At 59.8% G+C, this 17,397-nt stretch carries 18 protein-coding genes; 3 read left to right on the plus strand and 15 right to left on the minus strand.

The window, feature by feature from the left end; translation table 11 throughout:
• Positions 1 to 42: 42 nt before the first annotated feature.
• Positions 43 to 450 carry a response regulator gene (locus ACODTZ_RS00240; RefSeq protein ID WP_112981522.1) on the plus strand — a complete coding sequence of 136 codons (408 nt, stop codon included), beginning with the start codon at positions 43 to 45 and terminating at the stop codon, positions 448 to 450.
• A gap of 73 nt (positions 451 to 523) precedes the next feature.
• Here the strand turns inward: ACODTZ_RS00240 and ACODTZ_RS00245 are convergent, their stop codons facing one another.
• The 7 genes from ACODTZ_RS00245 to ACODTZ_RS00275 all read right to left on the minus strand — a co-directional run bounded on the left by ACODTZ_RS00245 (position 524) and on the right by ACODTZ_RS00275 (position 6,702).
• On the minus strand, positions 524 to 1,126 hold the full coding sequence (locus ACODTZ_RS00245; protein WP_489022925.1) for a HupE/UreJ family protein: 603 nt from the start codon (positions 1,124 to 1,126) through the stop codon (positions 524 to 526).
• A 123-nt stretch (positions 1,127 to 1,249) separates the two neighbouring features.
• Entirely contained in the window at positions 1,250 to 2,128 is an 879-nt protein-coding gene (copD, locus tag ACODTZ_RS00250) for a copper homeostasis membrane protein CopD (protein WP_489022927.1), read from the minus strand.
• The gene (gene copC / locus ACODTZ_RS00255; protein WP_489022929.1) at positions 2,125 to 2,493 is read right to left on the minus strand and encodes a copper homeostasis periplasmic binding protein CopC; all 369 of its coding nucleotides are present in this window, start codon (positions 2,491 to 2,493) and stop codon (positions 2,125 to 2,127) included. The genes copD and copC overlap by 4 nt, the downstream gene beginning before the upstream one ends.
• A gap of 56 nt (positions 2,494 to 2,549) precedes the next feature.
• Positions 2,550 to 3,053 carry a copper chaperone PCu(A)C gene (locus ACODTZ_RS00260; RefSeq protein WP_489022930.1) on the minus strand — a complete coding sequence of 168 codons (504 nt, stop codon included), beginning with the start codon at positions 3,051 to 3,053 and terminating at the stop codon, positions 2,550 to 2,552.
• A gap of 143 nt (positions 3,054 to 3,196) precedes the next feature.
• Positions 3,197 to 3,565 (minus strand): hypothetical protein, encoded by a 369-nt coding sequence (locus ACODTZ_RS00265; protein WP_209235695.1) that lies wholly within the window; start codon positions 3,563 to 3,565, stop codon positions 3,197 to 3,199.
• Between the two features lie 139 nt (positions 3,566 to 3,704).
• Positions 3,705 to 5,246 (minus strand): O-antigen translocase, encoded by a 1,542-nt coding sequence (locus ACODTZ_RS00270; RefSeq protein WP_489022932.1) that lies wholly within the window; start codon positions 5,244 to 5,246, stop codon positions 3,705 to 3,707.
• A 151-nt stretch (positions 5,247 to 5,397) separates the two neighbouring features.
• On the minus strand, positions 5,398 to 6,702 hold the full coding sequence (locus tag ACODTZ_RS00275; RefSeq protein WP_489024738.1) for a polysaccharide biosynthesis/export family protein: 1,305 nt from the start codon (positions 6,700 to 6,702) through the stop codon (positions 5,398 to 5,400).
• A gap of 487 nt (positions 6,703 to 7,189) precedes the next feature.
• Here ACODTZ_RS00275 and ACODTZ_RS00280 point away from each other — a divergent pair, with 487 nt between their 5' ends.
• On the plus strand, positions 7,190 to 8,725 hold the full coding sequence (locus ACODTZ_RS00280) for a GumC family protein (RefSeq protein ID WP_489022933.1): 1,536 nt from the start codon (positions 7,190 to 7,192) through the stop codon (positions 8,723 to 8,725).
• 110 nt (positions 8,726 to 8,835) lie between these two features.
• Positions 8,836 to 9,567: a CpsD/CapB family tyrosine-protein kinase gene (locus tag ACODTZ_RS00285; protein ID WP_489022935.1), complete on the plus strand. Its 732-nt coding sequence runs from the start codon at positions 8,836 to 8,838 to the stop codon at positions 9,565 to 9,567.
• A gap of 33 nt (positions 9,568 to 9,600) precedes the next feature.
• On the opposite strand, the gene ACODTZ_RS00290 is transcribed toward ACODTZ_RS00285, so the two are convergent.
• The 8 genes from ACODTZ_RS00290 to rhaS form a co-directional block, all read right to left on the minus strand.
• Entirely contained in the window at positions 9,601 to 10,101 is a 501-nt protein-coding gene (locus tag ACODTZ_RS00290) for a hypothetical protein (protein ID WP_489022937.1), read from the minus strand.
• A 103-nt stretch (positions 10,102 to 10,204) separates the two neighbouring features.
• Positions 10,205 to 10,972 carry a 2-keto-4-pentenoate hydratase gene (locus tag ACODTZ_RS00295; protein ID WP_489022939.1) on the minus strand — a complete coding sequence of 256 codons (768 nt, stop codon included), beginning with the start codon at positions 10,970 to 10,972 and terminating at the stop codon, positions 10,205 to 10,207.
• An 85-nt stretch (positions 10,973 to 11,057) separates the two neighbouring features.
• Positions 11,058 to 12,440 (minus strand): FGGY-family carbohydrate kinase, encoded by a 1,383-nt coding sequence (locus tag ACODTZ_RS00300; protein ID WP_489022941.1) that lies wholly within the window; start codon positions 12,438 to 12,440, stop codon positions 11,058 to 11,060.
• On the minus strand, positions 12,437 to 12,757 hold the full coding sequence (rhaM, locus tag ACODTZ_RS00305) for an L-rhamnose mutarotase (RefSeq protein ID WP_489022943.1): 321 nt from the start codon (positions 12,755 to 12,757) through the stop codon (positions 12,437 to 12,439). The genes ACODTZ_RS00300 and rhaM overlap by 4 nt, the downstream gene beginning before the upstream one ends.
• Positions 12,754 to 13,767 (minus strand): ABC transporter permease, encoded by a 1,014-nt coding sequence (locus tag ACODTZ_RS00310; RefSeq protein ID WP_489022944.1) that lies wholly within the window; start codon positions 13,765 to 13,767, stop codon positions 12,754 to 12,756. Before ACODTZ_RS00310 ends, rhaM begins: the two co-directional genes overlap by 4 nt.
• The gene (locus tag ACODTZ_RS00315) at positions 13,764 to 14,765 is read right to left on the minus strand and encodes an ABC transporter permease (protein WP_489022946.1); all 1,002 of its coding nucleotides are present in this window, start codon (positions 14,763 to 14,765) and stop codon (positions 13,764 to 13,766) included. The genes ACODTZ_RS00310 and ACODTZ_RS00315 overlap by 4 nt, the downstream gene beginning before the upstream one ends.
• Positions 14,766 to 14,775: 10 nt before the next feature.
• On the minus strand, positions 14,776 to 16,311 hold the full coding sequence (locus tag ACODTZ_RS00320; protein ID WP_489022948.1) for a sugar ABC transporter ATP-binding protein: 1,536 nt from the start codon (positions 16,309 to 16,311) through the stop codon (positions 14,776 to 14,778).
• A 71-nt stretch (positions 16,312 to 16,382) separates the two neighbouring features.
• A complete protein-coding gene (gene rhaS, locus ACODTZ_RS00325; RefSeq protein ID WP_018896530.1) occupies positions 16,383 to 17,378 on the minus strand; it encodes a rhamnose ABC transporter substrate-binding protein in 996 nt (331 codons plus the stop codon).
• Positions 17,379 to 17,397: the final 19 nt, after the last annotated feature.

The following is a 17,397-nucleotide window of genomic DNA, read 5'->3' on the forward strand; positions in this document are numbered from 1 at the left end:
TCCGTCCGAGTTCTGGTGAAAATGAGTAACAGGGGGCCAAGTATGGGCACCGGCGTTGAGTACAGTTCACAGACTGAAAATAGCACCAAGCAGCGCGTCCTGATCGTCGAGGACGAGCTCTTCATCGCTCTTGATCTCGAGGAAACGGTAAAAGCCATGGGCTTCGACGTCGCCGGCCTGGCGAACGGTCGCGATCAGGCGTTGCAGCTTGCACGTGATGCCGATATCGCCTTCGTCGACGTCAACCTCTCGGATGGGCCGACCGGTCCGGAAATCGGCCGTCGCCTGGTGGAGGAATTCGGGGTAACCGTGGTGTTCATGACCGGCAATCCCGAGGCCGTGGCGGATAAGCTGAACGGCGCGCTTGGCGTCGTCACCAAGCCGGCCATGCCCTCGACCGTGCAACGCACGCTGAGAAAAGCAGCGGAACTTCGCCGCGGCTTGAACTAGAACCGCGAAGTTGTCTCATAGATGCGTGGGATGAGGCGCCGATAAAAGCACCTCATCCCGGAGCATATAGCAATCAGATAAGACCGGTCAGCAGGCCGATACCGACAAGCGCCGCGACACCGCCGGCGGAGCGCGTCACGAACGCGCCCTTGGCATCACCGGCCTGTGCAATCGCAAAGCCCATCGCAAGACCGATGGCGTGCAGCGTGGCAGTCGCGATCATGAAGCCGGCAGCGTAAGACATGCCTGCGGCGGCAGCCGGCATTTCGGAACCATGCGCATGCCCATGGAAAACGGCGAACAGACCAACCAGACCAGCGGCAACGGCAATCGGCGCACGAACGTTAAGCGCGATGACGGCGCCGAGAACGATAACCGAAAGCGCGATCCCGGCTTCAACGAAGGGGATCGAGATGCCCATCATGCCGAGCGCTCCGCCCACACCCATCACGGCGACGAAGGTGGCAGGCACCATCCAGACCGCACGGCCGCCAAGCTGCCAGGCAACGACCCCGACCATGATCATGGCGAGGATATGGTCGAGCCCGGACATCGGGTGGCTAAAGCCATGCGCGAAGCCGACGGCCTGACCGACGCCCGGATGGGCGAATGCAAGCGAAGGAGCCAGCACGAGCGCGGCAAACGCGGCGTTGAATTTGATGCTTTTTGAAAACATGATCGTCCCCATTATCGGTATGCAGTGTTGCGCTGAAAATGACATGGAGAATCAAGGCTTCAAAGCGAAAAAACGGAGAGCACCGTTATTTGACGTAGATGGATTGGCCGGCGGCTTTCGCGCCTAGCGTGGCTGCAACGTGCCGAACCAGGCGACGAGCGCGACAACCGTCAGGCCGAGAACGATTTCGGTGATGACGCAGATCTTCAGCGGTAGAAGAGAGTGATCGCGAGCAAACTTCGGCACGAAGACATAGCGATTGACGATCGCAATCAACACCATTGCAGCCACCACCGCAATCTTGGCGCTCAGCAGACGCTGATAGCTGAACGACCAATCCGACGGCACACTCCCTAGAATAAGCAGCGTGTTCACGGCGCCTGAGAGAAGCACGAGCGCAACGGCGACATGCCCCGCCGTCGAAAACCGCATGACCGCGACGCGCGCATCGGCCTGCAGCGTGCCGCGTCCAAGCATCCCCAAGATCAAGAGCACCGGCACAAGCGCACCTAGCCAGGCACCGCCGGACAGAAGATGCACACCATCATTGATGCGGTGGAGCACCCTAAGCCAGCCGCTGTTCATCGCCGCGTGGCCGCTCAGCGTCAGGCTGAACAGCAGGAACGCAGCGCAGAGCGCCCGTCCCATTTGGCGATACCTAGACGGAAGAACCACCGTTGCGCTAAGCAGCACCGCGCCGACGGCCTGGACCAGCCAGGCTGTCCCGACATCCGTCTGGGTAAGCACGGCGCAGAGCGTCTCCGGCGCGAAAAGATCGGACCACCCATCGCCGATGATCGCCGTGCGCAGCGGCAACATGGCAACGGTGGAGGCGAACGCGACTACGATTGCAGCCGCGTTCAACCCGCGCAGCCGGTCTCCGACAACACGCGCCAATTCGGGTGAAACAAGCGCCCAGAGATAGGCGGAGCTACCCCAGATCAGAATGACCGCGGCGTCGAACAGAAAGCGGCAGACGATAAGGGCCGCATCAGGCGTCACGGCTTAACCGTGAAGCCATAGCTGCCCTTCGTCTTGTGCCCATCCGTCGATAGCACGTGCCACTCGACAACATACCCGCCGGCATCGAGGCTTCCCGAAACAGGCACCGTGAGCGTCTTTCCGTCGTCCGACAGCTTTGAATCGCCGGTCGGAACCTGCTTGTCGCCGGCACCGGCAATCGTCGCGCCCGAGAAGCGGAGGTTAAGCTCCTCGGAGAAATGCAGCTCCACCGCTGCGGGGGATACTTGCACCGTGGCCTTGTCGGCGGGAACGCTCGACGTCAGATGCGCATGGGCGCTCGCCTGCCCTGCGGCAACAAGAGTGGCGATGAAGGAGGCGATAAGGAATTTGCTCGTTCTAGACATAGGATTGCTCATTGTAATGACTTTCAGATTGCTGATGACAGTCTAATGCCTGCCGACTATTGCGGCTTGGACATATCGCTCATCCCGGAATGACCATCCATCTTCATGGCGTTGGCGCCGCCTACCGCGAATTCGACATCGACCTGTCCAGCCTTTTCAAAGGTCAGGGTCGCCTTGACCGTCTCGCCTTGCTTGAAGGGCTCGGCGACATCAGTGAACATGACATGGTAGCCGCCCGGCTTGAGATCGATCGTCTGCCCCGCCGGAATGACGAGGCCATCAGCGACGGCCCGCATGGTCATGACGCCGTTGTTGACGCTCATCTGGTGAATTTCAGAGGATTTGGCGCGCGTCGAGGTGATGCCGACGAGCTTGTCGTCGGCCTTGCCCTTGTTGGTGATGCTGAGATAGCCGCCACCGACTTTTGCACCGGGCACCATGGCGCGGGCGTGTGGATTGGAGATCTCGATATCGCCTGCAGTGACCGTCTGTGCGCCGGCTGGGACACCGAAAGTGACTGCAAGAAAGAGAATAGCCAGAAGGGCTGTAAGCTTCTTCATGATGATTGTTCCTGCCAGAGCGACCGCTGTTTCAGGAGGCTCGCGTGACCAACATGTCATGCGGCATCGGCAGCGGACGGATGTGTGAGACAGACTGGATATCGATGCGGTGTCACTGGCTAAACAGCGAACCGCATGGCAGCTCAAACTTGAGCAACGTCCAACGGAGGCCCTCTGGGACCGCCGCCGGGTGATAGAGGCCTGCTTTCATCGACCGCGGAGCCGCGGCGCGGGCCAGGATTGGTGAGGATCGCGATGCCTCGCCATGCGACAAAAGCGGGAGCTGGCAAGACGGTCGACGCGCTGATCCGGCAAGCCTCGCAGCCATGCGCGTGGACCTTACTGTTGTGATGCGTGGGCTGCGCCTTGTCGACCGTGCAGATAACGGGCGCGGTTCCATCCGGCAGCACATATTCGGAAAGCTCATCGGGGATGAATGCGCCATCGGCAAAGGCCGGCGCCTGATGCGCGAAGCCCACAAGGACCAGCGCAACGACGCAGCTGATACGCACCAGCCATCGAACTATGCCTGCTTCCGCCGCTTTCACCCGAGTCCTCACCGCTCACTCGCATCGTCTTTACGCAAAATGCCGGCAAATCTCAATGCGACAGTTTAGGCAATCAGCAGGCGCTGCCGGGCTGCCCGCGAGCTCATGGGACTTGGCGTACGGAGCCCGACCAGGACATTGCAGCACGGCCGAACCTGGTTCTGATCACGCGCGGCAGCGCTTCGGGCGGCAGCAGTTCGGCGAGGGTCTTGAGCGAGTAGAGCCCGGTTGCAGCGGTGGCGACGAGACCAATCGAGCTCGCCAGCCACAGCGGCAGGAATTGGAAGCTCAGAAACACCATTCCCGAAAGCGGCAGATATACAAAAACCAGAACACGATTGATCGCCGAGTAGCGGAAGCCGGTATAGCGCCGGGCAATCCAATAGATGAGAATGCTGTGCCACACATAAAGGCCGAAGAAGGCAATACCGGCGCCGACCGTGCCGAAACTTTTCACGCAGATCCAAGCAAGCCCGACATGAACGATAGCCGCCGCCACTTCAGTCCAGAAGAAAATCCTCTGAGCGCCCTTGGCCAGTATGATGAAGCCGATAGGCCATGCGACGATGCGGAGCATCATGCCCAGGCAAATCCAGCGCAACAGGTCTACTGCCGCGTAGAACGCCGGCGAGTAGAAGACATGCATGATGACAGGCGCAAGCGTGAGCGTTGCCAGCAACCCCGGACCGGCAAGCAAGACGCTGACCTGCGTCTGCTCGTTGACCAGGCGATTGCACTCTTCGTTGTCATTGGCAACGCCTGTCAGTCGCGGATAGAAATCAGTTCCCATCGCCTGTAGAATGAACCCGGCGTATAGTCCGCCGAGCGACCATGCTGCCTGATAGAGCCCGGCGGCGACTATACCGGCCTCGTCAAGAACGATGATGCGGATCGCATAGGCGCTGCCGAACGTCAGGAAGCCGCTCACCATGAAGATGAAGCCCAGCTTGAACAGGCCACCGGCTTCCGCCCACAACTCTGCAAGCGATAGCCGACATGGAATGATCTCAATCTTGCGGCTGTACCACCACGAGGTCATCAGCGTCGCCGCGGCGACGCAGACGAGCGAGGCGACGATGCCGTTCTCACCGTAAAGATAGATGATCGGAATGCTGAAGACCGTGCTGAAAAATGCCCCGAGCATACTGAGCCACGCGAGGCTCGCGATATCGCGCATACCCTGAACGAGGGCCGCTTGCCCACCCGACATCACCTGAAAGGCAATCACGACGGACAACAACCTCATCGCGGTCGCATGCTGGTCATCGCCAAATGTCCAACGGGCGATCGGCCCGGCAAGACACGCCATCATCAACGTGCCAAGCAGCCCGAGAGCCACGGAAATGCGCCGTAGAGCCGTGGCCGTTCGCGCAATTCGTTCGGGATCGTTACTGCCAGCGGATTCCGCGATCTGGCGCACACCGCTCGCATTCAGGCCAAAACCCGCGACCGAGTGAACAATATCGATGGTGGCATTATAAAGCCCGATCAGGCCGACGCCCTCGGGCCCCAACATGAGCGCCATAGCCTTGTTGCGAACGACCGAGAAGCCAATATTCACGACAGAGGATCCACCGATCAGCACCGTCGATTTCAAGATCTGAGTATAGCTTTGCCGCCCTGCCGTGTTCAGACTTGACGCCATCAAGGCACGCTGACCCGCAACTGCGCAAACGCGGGGAACCACGGACCCATGGCGCTCATGTGCTTCCGGCGACGGCCAATCATCGTCACGGCTTTGTCCTCGGCACGCCCCTTTAGTGACGGTCCAACACAGGAGAGCATCTTTGATTTCATCATCGGCTGGCCTGATCCGCGATGTCGGCTGAAACCTGCTCGACCGGCCTCGTTCCCTGCAGCGAAGGTTGCGTCACTTTGACAACGTCGCCGGGGAGCAAGACCGTCGCCTCGGAGGCGGAAATCTCGACTACGGATCCATCGTCCTTGCGAACGATGACGAACGTCAGCGCAGCCTTTCCATCCGGATGCATCGCGCCGCCGATGGATGACAGGCTGCTCAGCACGAGTTTCTGGCTGGTTTCGCGCTTCACTTTCAACTGCACCAGCGTTGCGCGTTCCGACTGAAGATCGGAAGCAACCTCCGTCTTTCGTTCATCGTAAAGCGCCTGGAGATCTCGTGTCGTCTGGCTGATGCTTTGGCGGGCGCGCATGATCGCCGTTGTAATATCGAGCCGGTCATCCTGAAAGCTTCTGAGCGCACGCTCCACCTCGGCCTGCCGGGTTGCCACCACGGCGCCTTTGGCAACGAGAGTTGCGGTGGCATCGACCTGCTGCTGTATGGATTTGATATTCAGATCCGTGCTGGCCGTCTTCTGGTCGAGAACATGAATCTCTTCGTTCAACAGATCACGCAGTTCGACAAGCGATTTCGCCTTGCGATCAATCGAGTTGGTCCTTGCCTGGAAGATAACCTGCTCCTGGTTATAGATCGCTGCGGCAAACGGATCTGACTTGTCGGCCTGTGTAGAGAGATCCACAGTGTTCGCACCTGCCATCTCCGCTTCCAGCCGGGCAATCTTTGCATTGCTTCGCGTTATGGAGTCATCGAGTTCCTTCAGCGCACCCGCCAGACGTGTCACTTCGCTTGCGCCTTCCAGCGCCAGCGGCGCCCGAAACGCCCCGCCGCTCATCGCAAGAACTTGCAGAACGGTGAGACCGGGACTGAACTTATAATCACCAGGCCTGGACACGTCGCCAACCACGTAGACCGGCGGGTACTCAAGTATCTCAACGGTCGTCGCCGGCGCCTCGACAAGTCCGATCTTTTGTTTCAGGCGGTTTGCGATTTCCGCGGCCAGTCCGTCGTCATCAAGATCACCGACCGCAATGCTTCCAAGCACCGGCACGGATACGGTTCCCGCATCGGAGACCGTGAAATCGCCTCCAATAGAACCCCATTGCTCATAGACGCCCTTGGTGGGCATCCACTGCACGACCGTCAGCTTGATCTTTGTGTGAGGCGGAAGAGGCGCGCTATTGGCAGCACCGGCAAACATTGCCACTCCCAACGCAAGCAGCGCCAGAAGGCGCCGCTGACTGGATGGCAGCCGACGCCCGGTCAACAAAGGCGTATGTTGCATGAACATGCTCGATCATTCCTCACGATGGCACATACGTCCGGAATTCGACGGCCTCCAGCGATTTGGCCGCGATCCTTTGCCTGAATGACGCAGGACTTATTGAATTTCCTGTAAGTAATATCCTCTATATTGGTGGCAGGAATCAATATCTCTCCCTGTACCAAAATAGACTGACGTTTTTTGACGGAACCATCGAGCGAAAAGCGGCCATTCGCACCATACAAGCCTGATTTTCGCTATCAATCCGGCATCGCAACCTACGCACGTGCGCAAACTATAAATTTAACCGAAGTATAAATTTGGCATTATTATAAATATTCTTCGAAATGCATGCTCAAAGGGGTGATAAATTTGCGCACCCTGTCCAAAGGTACTAGCAACTCGGACATGGCATCCACTATCGACGAACTACCCCGCGAGAGGGAAACGGCTGAAAATGTCTCCGGCTTAAAACACCAACAGTCTCTCAGGATCAGGCGAACTTGTAATGGGTGATATCGATATTCGTTTCTACTGCTCGATTCTGTTGAGGCGACTGCCCTACATCATCGGTATAACCTGCGTCACGACGGCACTCGCGTTGGTCGTCGCCTTGTTGATGCCTCGAACATATCAGTCGGCGGCGAAAATACTCGTCGAAGCCCCACAGATTCCGACGAACCTTGTCAAATCCACGGTTCCGACAAGCGCTCTCGAGCAACTGCTGATCCTTCAGCAGCAAATGACGACCGGTGACAATCTGGTGCAGCTCGCAGACAAATTAGGCGTCTATGAAGACGAGAAGGAAACGCCGACGACAGACGCGCTCGTCAAGGACATGCGGTCGCGCATTACCTTCGATCAACTGCCTCTCGGAGACGGCGCGACCACGGTTTTCAGCGTGGGGTTCGAGGCCGGAACACCGGTCCTGGCCGCGAAGGCGGCCAATGAGCTCGCCTCGTTGATCCTGCTTAGCAATCAACAGCAGCGCACGGACCGAGCCGGCGACACGCTGCAGTTCTTCAACGAAGAGGTGAAGCGGCTGGATGTCGAGCTTAACCGGATCGAAGCCGAGCTTCTGAAATTCAAGACCGATCACAGGGATACCCTTCCCGAGAGCCTGGACTTTCGCCGGCAGCAGCAAAGCAGCCAGCAGGAACGTCTGGTCGCGCTGGAACGCGAGGAGGCGGATCTTCGCACCAGGCGGAGCCTGCTTGCGGAAAACTCCATGGCTGTGGGAAATGTCGGCCCCGTAAGCGCCGAGCAGCAGATGCTTATGGATCTGAACAAAGCACTGGCCGAGCAGCTGGCAATTTTCTCCGAGGATAGCCCCAACATCGTCAATCTGCGCGCGCGCATCGCGGCGTTGCGCGGCCAGAGCGCGACAAAGCCAGGTGCCTCGACCAGCAAGCAGCCATCGTCGGCCGTTGATCTGCAGTTGGCCGATATCGACAAACGTCTGGAGGCTATCGAGCGCGAACGAGCGTCGCTGACGCAAAGCATCGCCGACCTCACAAAATCCGTCAGTGCGACACCTGCCACCCAAACCGGACTGAACGTCATCGAACGCAATCTCGGAAACATTCAGACACAGTACAACACCGCAATCGCACGGCGCGCTGAGGCATCGCTTGGTACGCAGATCGAAGCGCGCTCGGACGGCGGACGCTTCTCCTTGCTTGAAGCGGCCAAGCCGCCGGAAACGCCGGTGAAGTCGAAGCGCCGGATGATCGTGCTTGCCGGGGCCCTCGGCGGGATCGGTCTTGGTCTCAGCCTTACCTTGCTGCTTGAGCTGATGAACCGCACGATCCGCAGACCATCGGAACTGAGCCAGCTCCTGCAGCGTCAGCCACTCGGCGTCATTCCCTACATCGCGTCACCTGCGGAGACGACGGGCGGTTTCTATAACAAGCGGTTTGCCGCCGCCGCCGTTTCGGCAAGCGTCATCCCCGCCTTCCTCTTGATTATCCATTACTTCTACGCGCCGTTGGCGAGCGCTTTTCAAAGGCTGCTATCCGGCTTCATGAAGCCCGGTTCGATGTAACGCAAGACCACTGAAACCGATCAGCGACATCGAACAGAAAAGTTGAGGCAAACCCTATGGAACAGACTCTGGTATCGTCGTTTTCGCAAGCGCTCCAGGAGAAGAATAACATGTCCACAGCGCCTTCGCGGGAGATCAGCGAGATAGCCTGGGAGAAGCTTCAGCCGTTCACCCCTGATGCGAGCCTCGTTGCACGAAACCGCATCGTGACGGTCAATCGCTCCGATACAGCGCACAGCGCTTTCGACATGATGCGAACCAGGATCCTGCAGAACATGCGGGAGAACAACTGGACATCCGTCGCCATTACCTCGCCCACACCAGGCTGCGGAAAGACCTTTACCGCGCTCAATCTGGCCTTCAGCCTCGCGAACCAGAAGGACTGCCGGACAATTCTGCTCGATCTTGACATGAAGCGTCCGCAGGTCGGCAAGACGCTCGGAATGCGCGATGCCGCATCGATGGAATCCTTCCTGCGCGGCGAGTTGCAGGCCGACGACATGTTCAGACGTCATGGCGACAATCTCGCCATCGCGGCCAACAAGCAGTCCGTCCAGTTTTCCGCGGAATTGCTCCAAAGCGCCGCGTCAACTCAGGCGCTTCAGGACATGCGTCGGCGAATGCGTCCTGATATCGTCATCTACGATCTGCCGCCGATGCTTTCCACCGACGACGTTCTGGCGTTCCTGCCAAATGTCGACTGTATAATCCTGGTCGCCGCGGCGGAGCAGAGCACGCTCAGCGAAATCGACATCTGTGAACAGACGCTTACCGAGAAAACTAACGTGCTTGGTGTCGTGCTGAACAAGTGCAAGTTCAGTGCGGAAAAGTACGGCTACTAGCAAAATCGGTGCGCGGCGCTGCCACGCACATCGCTAGTTGCGTTGCAGGTTGATCTCGCTTGTAACGACCTGCTTGCCGGACGCGGGGTCCTTGTCGACCGTTCTGATCCGCAGTGCGTTTGCGCCTGCGCGCCGGATTGTCATTGTCGCAGCACGATCGCCATTGACAATTCTGGACCATGTGACCGCAAGCTCGATGGCATCCCCGCGCCTTGCACCGTTAAGCGTGGAAACCCTACCCGAGGGACCGATGTAACGGCCAGCGTAACTCCCGCCGGTGGCTTTCAGCTGTGCGGAGACCGCACGCGAGACGACCAGCATGCCGGTGCATTTGCCATCCATCGATAGCGCTTCACCGTTGGCTTTCGATTGAAAACTGCAGCTTAAATTGATCGGAGAAGAGGCCGTTGTGCGCTTCATCATCCCGCTACCGGTCCAGCTACCGGCTAGCGACTTCAGAAACGGCGACTCGTTCGCGAACGCACCCCCAGCGGTGCAGACAATGAGCACGCACAACGCGAGACGTTTCACCATCACATCCTCCCGAAGTTCAATCCGGGAGAATGCGTGAGCGGCGCCAATGTTCCGCGTTTTTGTCCACCGCCGATACAAAAGCGGAGAACGACGCGTCTCTCAATCAGACGATCGAAAGGCTGAGACGCGTTTCGTTTCCGAGAACGATCTCGATTGGGCCCCGCGACGTCAGTTCGATCGCTCCGCAGAGCGTACCCGTGGTGATCAGCGCGCCTTTCTTCAGCGAGGTGTGCGGGCGCAGCTTGTCATTTGCGTAGGCAAGCAGCCATACCAGCACGTCGTCCTTCGGATGGCGCGCCAAGGCGTCATAGATCACCTGCTCGCCATGCGTCACCTTGAGCGTTGTATGGCCGACGGTGTCGACGATGCTTTTCGGAAGTGTCGGACCCAGAACATAGCCCTTGTTGCCGATGCGTTCGGCCAGATAAAGCAGGAAGGACACCTGCCCGCTTTCCACGATGCTGCTGGCCAGAAGCTCGGCGCCGAGATGGCATTCGGCGATCGCCTCGACGATCTCCTCGCGGCTGTAATCACCGTTCTGACGGACCGGGAGATCCTGTCCCAGGCGAACTGCCACTTCCGCCTCGAACTTCATGCCCGGACGCCAGGAAATCGATGCGCCGGAGACGGCCTCGAAATAAGGATGCAAGGGTGCCAGGACAGGCTCGCCCGCAGGCGACATGGCCACCTTCCATGCGTGTGTGGAGATGCGCTCTTCGGCGGCAAGAAAATTCTGCGCGTCCATCGCTTCGCGCAAAGTCGCGGGCAAAGCGAAATCCGCCGTTGGCGCTTTTTCGCCTGACTTTTCAAGGCCACTCAAACGCGCGGCCAGTGCCCGCGGATCGAAACCCTCGCCGGATGAAACTGTCATGTCGTGCTTTCCTCACCTGGTATGAAATGCGCTTCAACTCTACCGGCATTCATAGATGGCGCAAATAGTCGATCCGGAAAGAGTCTTATGCTAGCGCGGCGTACCAGCGACGCCGATAGTCATGCAAGTGAAAGATCTCGCGCGGCGGAAAATGCTTCTCTTTGCCTGTCATCGGCGCAATTCCAGTCAGAAGTGCAGCGCCGGCGCTTGTGCCCGTCGAGCCGGGAACGGCGATCACATCCCGTCCAGTGAGCGCTGCGACCACATCGAGATAGGTCTCGTTCAACGAGAACGGACCCTCTACGACAATGGGGCCGCCGGCGCCGATCAATCCCAGGCATGCTTCGGTCATCAGCGCCAGATAGAGGCAGACCGCCGCATAACGTTCGCCAGAACTCGCCGCCTCCGCGTTGATCCAGCGCCGCTCCTTGCCCGGGAATGGCCCGGACCCAGGCGCCACATTGGGCAACAGCATCATGCCTTTTTCGATGACACCGGGCATGGCCGCGACCGCGTCCTCGATCGCCACCGGACCGATCTCGGCCGACAGGATTTCGAATTCGCGCCCGCCCATGAACCGTGACGACGGAACCGCGCGCCCGTAGGCATCGACATTGGCAAGCGTATCGCGCTTCGGATCGAGATGGTCGAGATCGCCACCGACACCGAAATTCACCACCCACGTACCCGTCGAGACAACGGCGAACGGAACTTGCCGGCTGACCAGATGCGGCAGCAGCGAAGCATTAGAATCGTGAATTCCGCAATACACCGGAACGGGCGTGGAAAGGCCGATCACCTCGGCGATGTCAGGCAGCACTGGTCCGAGCGTGTCGAAGGCCGACCGGATCGGCGCCATCAGCGGCCGGATGCCAAGTGTATCGACAAGGCTGGAATAGCTCGATGCGCGCGGGTTCCACAGATCCGTGTGGCAACCGAGCGACGTCACCTCGTTGGCCGCAACACCTGTCAGCCGCGCCGCCCAGTATTGGGCGTAGGTGACGATGGTGGCGACACCGGCGAATGCTTCTGGAAACGCCGTCTGCTGATAGTGCAGTTGCGCTCCGATATTCAAGCCCATCGACTGGCGCGGCGAATAGGTTTCGTCGAATGACGGGCGCAGCGCGGTATAAGCGTCGATAATATCTCGTGGATATTCGTGCTCGTAATCGAGCACCGGCATGGCGAGCGCCCCATCCGCAGCAAGCAGAGCGGCGCTAGCACCATGCGTGGTAATCGAGATCGCATCGAAACCGGGCGAGACGGCAAACTGCTTCAGCGCGTCGAGCGCGAAAGCCCACAGCGCATCCACATCATAATGCGGGTAGAGACCCGACTTGATCATCACGTTCGGGGTCTTGACGACCGCGACCTCGGCGCCGGTAGCGCTGTCGAGCACGACCACCTTGGCATTCGTCTTGCCGATATCGACAACCGCGACGCGGGCGTAGCTCTGGCTTGATGTCATGGCATATGAAAGACGGTGACGAGGTCGGTCTGGACAGGCGAATTATCCGGATTGGTGGCCATGATATCGCGCATATGCGCCCACCAGCGCTTCATCACGGGGTGCTCCGGCAGGCTCGACAGCGTGTTGTCGCTGGTGCGCGTCAGAACGCCGAACAGCGCGTTGGTCTCGCGGTCGAGATGGATGGAATAATCGCTGGCGCCGGATTGGTGCAGCAGATCGACCAGCTCCGGCCAGATTTCGTCATGGCGCTTGATATACTCGGCTTCCATGCCGGGATTGAGCGTCATCTTGAAGGCGTGTTTTTCCAGCGTCATTTCGAACTCATGGCTTTGATACGGCGAGCGATGATCGGGATCGCGATGGTGATGATCAGCAGCAAGCCGATGAAGATCGACATGACGATGCCGGGAACGTTCAGCAGGCCGAGGCCGAAGGTGACGAGACCCATGACGAAGGCCGCGATGACAACGCCGCCGATCTTGCCGGAACCGCCGAGGATCGACACGCCGCCGAGAACCACCATGGTGACGACCTCGAGCTCCCAACCCTGCGCGATCGACGGGCGCGTCGAGCCGAGCCGCGAGGTCAGGCAGACCGAGGCGATGCCGCTCATCACGCCCGTCAGCATGAAGAGAATGAACTTCACCCGCTCGACAGGGATGCCGGAGAAGCGCGCGGCGAAGTCGTTGTTGCCGATCGTGTAGACTTGGCGCCCGAAATTGGTGGCGTGCAGCAGGATCGCGAACAGGATCGCCAACACGATGAAGAGCACGAACTCGAACGAGAAGACCCAGACGACGTAACCCTGCCCGAAGAAGGCGAAATCCTCGGGATAGTTCCCGTAAGCCTGGTCGCCCAGCACGATGTAGGAGATGCCGCGAAACAGGCTCATCGTGCCGATGGTGACGACGATGGAGGGAAGCTTCATCACCGAAACGAGGAAACCGTTGAACATGCCGCACAGCAGCCCGACGCCGACGCCGATCGCGACGAGACCCGGTGCGCCGACACCCGCCTGCGCCGCGGCGCCCATGGCGGTCGAGGCCAGCGCGATGATGGCGGCGACCGACAGGTCGATCTCGCCGGATATGACGAGCAGCGCCATTGCAAAGGCGATCATCGCCTTTTCGGTGAAGTTGAAGGTCGCGTCAGAGAGGTTCCAGGCATCCAGGAAGTAGGGCGATGCCAGCGAATTGAAGATGAAGATCACGACGGCAACGCCGAAGAGCAGCACTTCCCAGCTGGACATGATCCGCTTGAACGGAGTTCCAAGGCGATCAGGGATGACGCGCTTTTCGGTGGTCGTGGAAACGACGGTGCTCATGCTGCCACCTCTACTGGAGTTTCCGCGGCGGCCTTGTCGCGCAGGATGATGCGGCCGCGATTGCGCTCGCGCCTTGCGTTGAAGACGACGGCGAGAATGATGACGGTGCCGGAGATCGCCATCTGCGTGAAGGGCGAGATGCCGATGACGGGCAGCGCGTTCTTGATCACGCCGAGGAAGAGCGCGCCGAGCACGGTGCCAAGCACCGATCCGACGCCGCCGGCGATCGAGATGCCGCCGATGACGCAGGCAGCGACGCTATCGAGCTCGAAGCCATTGGCGATATCGACATAGGCGACCGCATAGCGCGAAACCCAGAGGTAGCTCGCAAGACCGGCAAGCGCGCCCGACAGGACGAAGGCAAGGAACTTCGTCCAGCCGACATCGACACCGGCATAGACGGCGGCGGTCGGATTGCCGCCGGCGGCATAGGTGGAGCGGCCGAACTGGGTGTATTTCAGCACGACATAGATAAGCGCGACGATGATGATCGCGGCCCAGCTCAAAACCGGCATGCCGAGAACAACAGTGCGGGGAACATTGAGGAAGGTTGGCGTCATCTGGTGCGCGTTGACCCACTCGCCGCCCGAGAGCACGAAGGCCATGCCGCGATAGAGGGTGAGCGTTCCCAACGTCACCACGATCGGCGGGATCTCGAGCGCCCAGACGAGGAAGCCATTGATGGCGCCGAGGCAGGCGCCGATGAGGACCGCGGCGAGGATCAGGACAATCAGGGGCAGATCCGGATGCGCCGCGTTCAGCATCGCGATCGCCATGCCGGTGAAGGCGAGGTTGGCCGCAACCGACAGGTCGATCGACTTCGTCAGGATGACGGTCATCTGCGCCAGCGCCAGGATGATCAGGATCGACGTGTCGTTGAAGATGCCGGCGAGGTTTCCAGGGGTCGCAAAGCCGTCAGCCCGGGTCGAAAAGGCTGCGATCATCACCGCGATGATGATGAAAAGCAGCGTTTCGCGTTTTCTCAAGAGTCTGGACATGCTGGTTACCTCAAGCGTTCCCGGTGGCGGCGCGCACCAGCGTTTCCGGCGTCAGGTCCTTGCGCTCGAAAAGGCCGGCCGACAGGCCCTCCTTCATGACAAGCACCCGGTCGGACATTCCGATGATCTCCGGCAGCTCCGATGAGATCATGATGATGGAGAGGCCCTCGGCGGCGAGCTCGCTGATGAAGCCATGCACCGCCGCCTTCGAGCCGATATCGATACCCTTGGTCGGTTCATCGAGGATGATGACCTTGGGCATGGTCGCAAGCCACTTGCCGATGACCACCTTCTGCTGGTTGCCGCCCGACAATGTTCCAACGGGAACCGAAAGTGCCGCCGCGCGCAGATCGAGCCGCTCGGCATATTTGCGCGCCAGCGCGAATTCGTTGGCCGCCTTCAGGAAGCCCTTGCGCGACGTGCGCCCGAGCGATGGCAGCGTCATGTTCTGGTAGATCGGCATGGGCAACGCCAGGCCGTGACGGCCGCGCTCTTCCGGCACGTAGACGATGCCAGCCCTGATGGCGTCGAGCGGCGAATTGATGCTGATCTCACGACCGTCAAGCATGAGCTTGCCCGATAGCGGTTTGGTGATGCCGAACAGGGACTGACAGAGCTCGGAGCGGCCGGCGCCGATCAGGCCGTAGATCCCGAGGATCTCACCCTTGCGCAGCGTCAGCGAGATATCGCGGAACTCGGTCTGGTGGCAGTATTTCTCGACCTGCAGCACCGGCCCGCCGATCGCGACGTCGATCTTCGGAAACGCATTCTCGACATCGCGGCCGACCATCATGCGGACGATCTCGTCCTGTGGTGTGGCCTTGAGATTGCCGTGACCGACGGCGCGGCCGTCGCGGAAGACCGCGAAGTTGTCGGCGATCTCGTAGAGTTCGTCGAACTTGTGACTGATGAAGAGGATCGCCTTGCCCTGGGCCTTCAGGCCTTCGACGATGCGGAAGAGATCGTCGATCTCCTTGCGCGACAGGGCGGCGGTCGGTTCGTCCATGATGACGATGCGGGCCTCGATCGACAGCGCGCGGGAGATTGCCACGAGGTGGCGTTGCGCGATCGAGAGGTCCTTCAGGCGGATCGTCGGATCGATATTGCTTTCAAGCGAGGTGAGCAGCGCCTTGGCACGGCTGTTCATCAACTTCCAGTCGATGGTGCGGAAGCGCGTGCGCGGCGCATGGCCGAGGAAGATGTTTTCAGCAACCGTCAACTCGTCGAAGAGCACGGTTTCCTGGTGGATCGCGGTGACGCCGGCATCGATCGCGGCCTGCGCATTGGCAAATGTCGTCGGCTGGCCGTCGACGAGGATTTCGCCTTCGTTCGGGCGGTAGATGCCGGTCAGGATCTTGACGAGGGTCGATTTGCCGGCGCCATTTTCGCCGATCAGCGCGGTGACCTTGCCGGGATAGAGCGCGATGCTGACGTTATCGAGCGCCTTCACGCCAGGGAAGATCTGCGAGATGCCGCGCATCTCGAGAATTGCGGGTACGTCGTTTGCCGCGACGCTTGCAACAGAGTGTTGAAGGGCGTTGTTCATCAGCGCTTACCAGTGTTCATTGGGAAGGGCCCGGCGGCAGTGCCGCCGGGTTTTGTCTGTCCACGAAAGGTTTAGAAAACCTTCGAGAACTGGTCGATGTTCGACGCGTTGTAGATGAAGGGATCGGCCATTGCGGCTTCGCCCTTGTCGTCTACCTTGATCTTGCCCATGCGGCCGGCTTCGATTTCGGTGCCCGGTGCACCGGTCGCGTCACCCTTTACGAGGTGATAGGCGATCTGCGTTGCGGAGTAGCCGAGGTCGATCGGGTTCCAGATCGCGAATTCCTTCGTCGCACCGGACTTGATCGCACCGGCCATTTCGGACGGCAGGCCGAGACCTGTTACGTAGACCTTGCCGACGAGACCCTTGTCTTCGACAACCTTGGAAGCGGCCAGAACGCCGACCGTCGTCGGAGCGACGATGACCTTGACGTTCGGGTTGGACTTCAGGAGGCCTTCAGCTTCGCGATAGGACTTGTCGGAGAGGTCGTCGCCGTAAACGGTGGTGACGAGGTTCATGCCGGCGAAGTCCTTGAGCTGCTTCTTCATCTCACCGATCCAGATGTTCTGGTTCGTCGAGGTGGTCGTTGCCGACAGGATCGCGAAGTCACCCTTGCCGCCTTCGAGGTGATCCTTGACGAGCGTCAGGCACATCTTGCCGATCAGTTCGTTGGACGATGGGTTCAGCTGCAGGATGCGGCCGTCCTTGTTGACACCGGAATCCCAGGAGATGACCTTGATGCCGCGCTGCTTGGCCTTCTTGAGGGCCGGGATGACAGCGTCGGGATCGTTGGCGGAGATCGCGATGGCGTCGACGCCCTGCGCGATCAGCGAGTTGATGACTTCGATCTGGCCTTCGGCCGTCGTCGAGGTCGGGCCGGTGTAGATGACTTCCACGCCGCCGAGTTCCTTGGCTGCTTCCTGGGCGCCCTTGTTGGCGGCTTCAAAGAAGCCGTTGCCGAGCGACTTGACCACGAGGCCAATCTTGATGTCCTTGGCGCTTGCAGCACCTGCCATCAATGCGACGGCAAAGGCGACGCCCACCGCCAGTGTCTTTGCGAGTTTCATGCTTTCTTCCTCCCACGTT

Source organism: Rhizobium sp. FG113 (assembly GCF_057809895.1).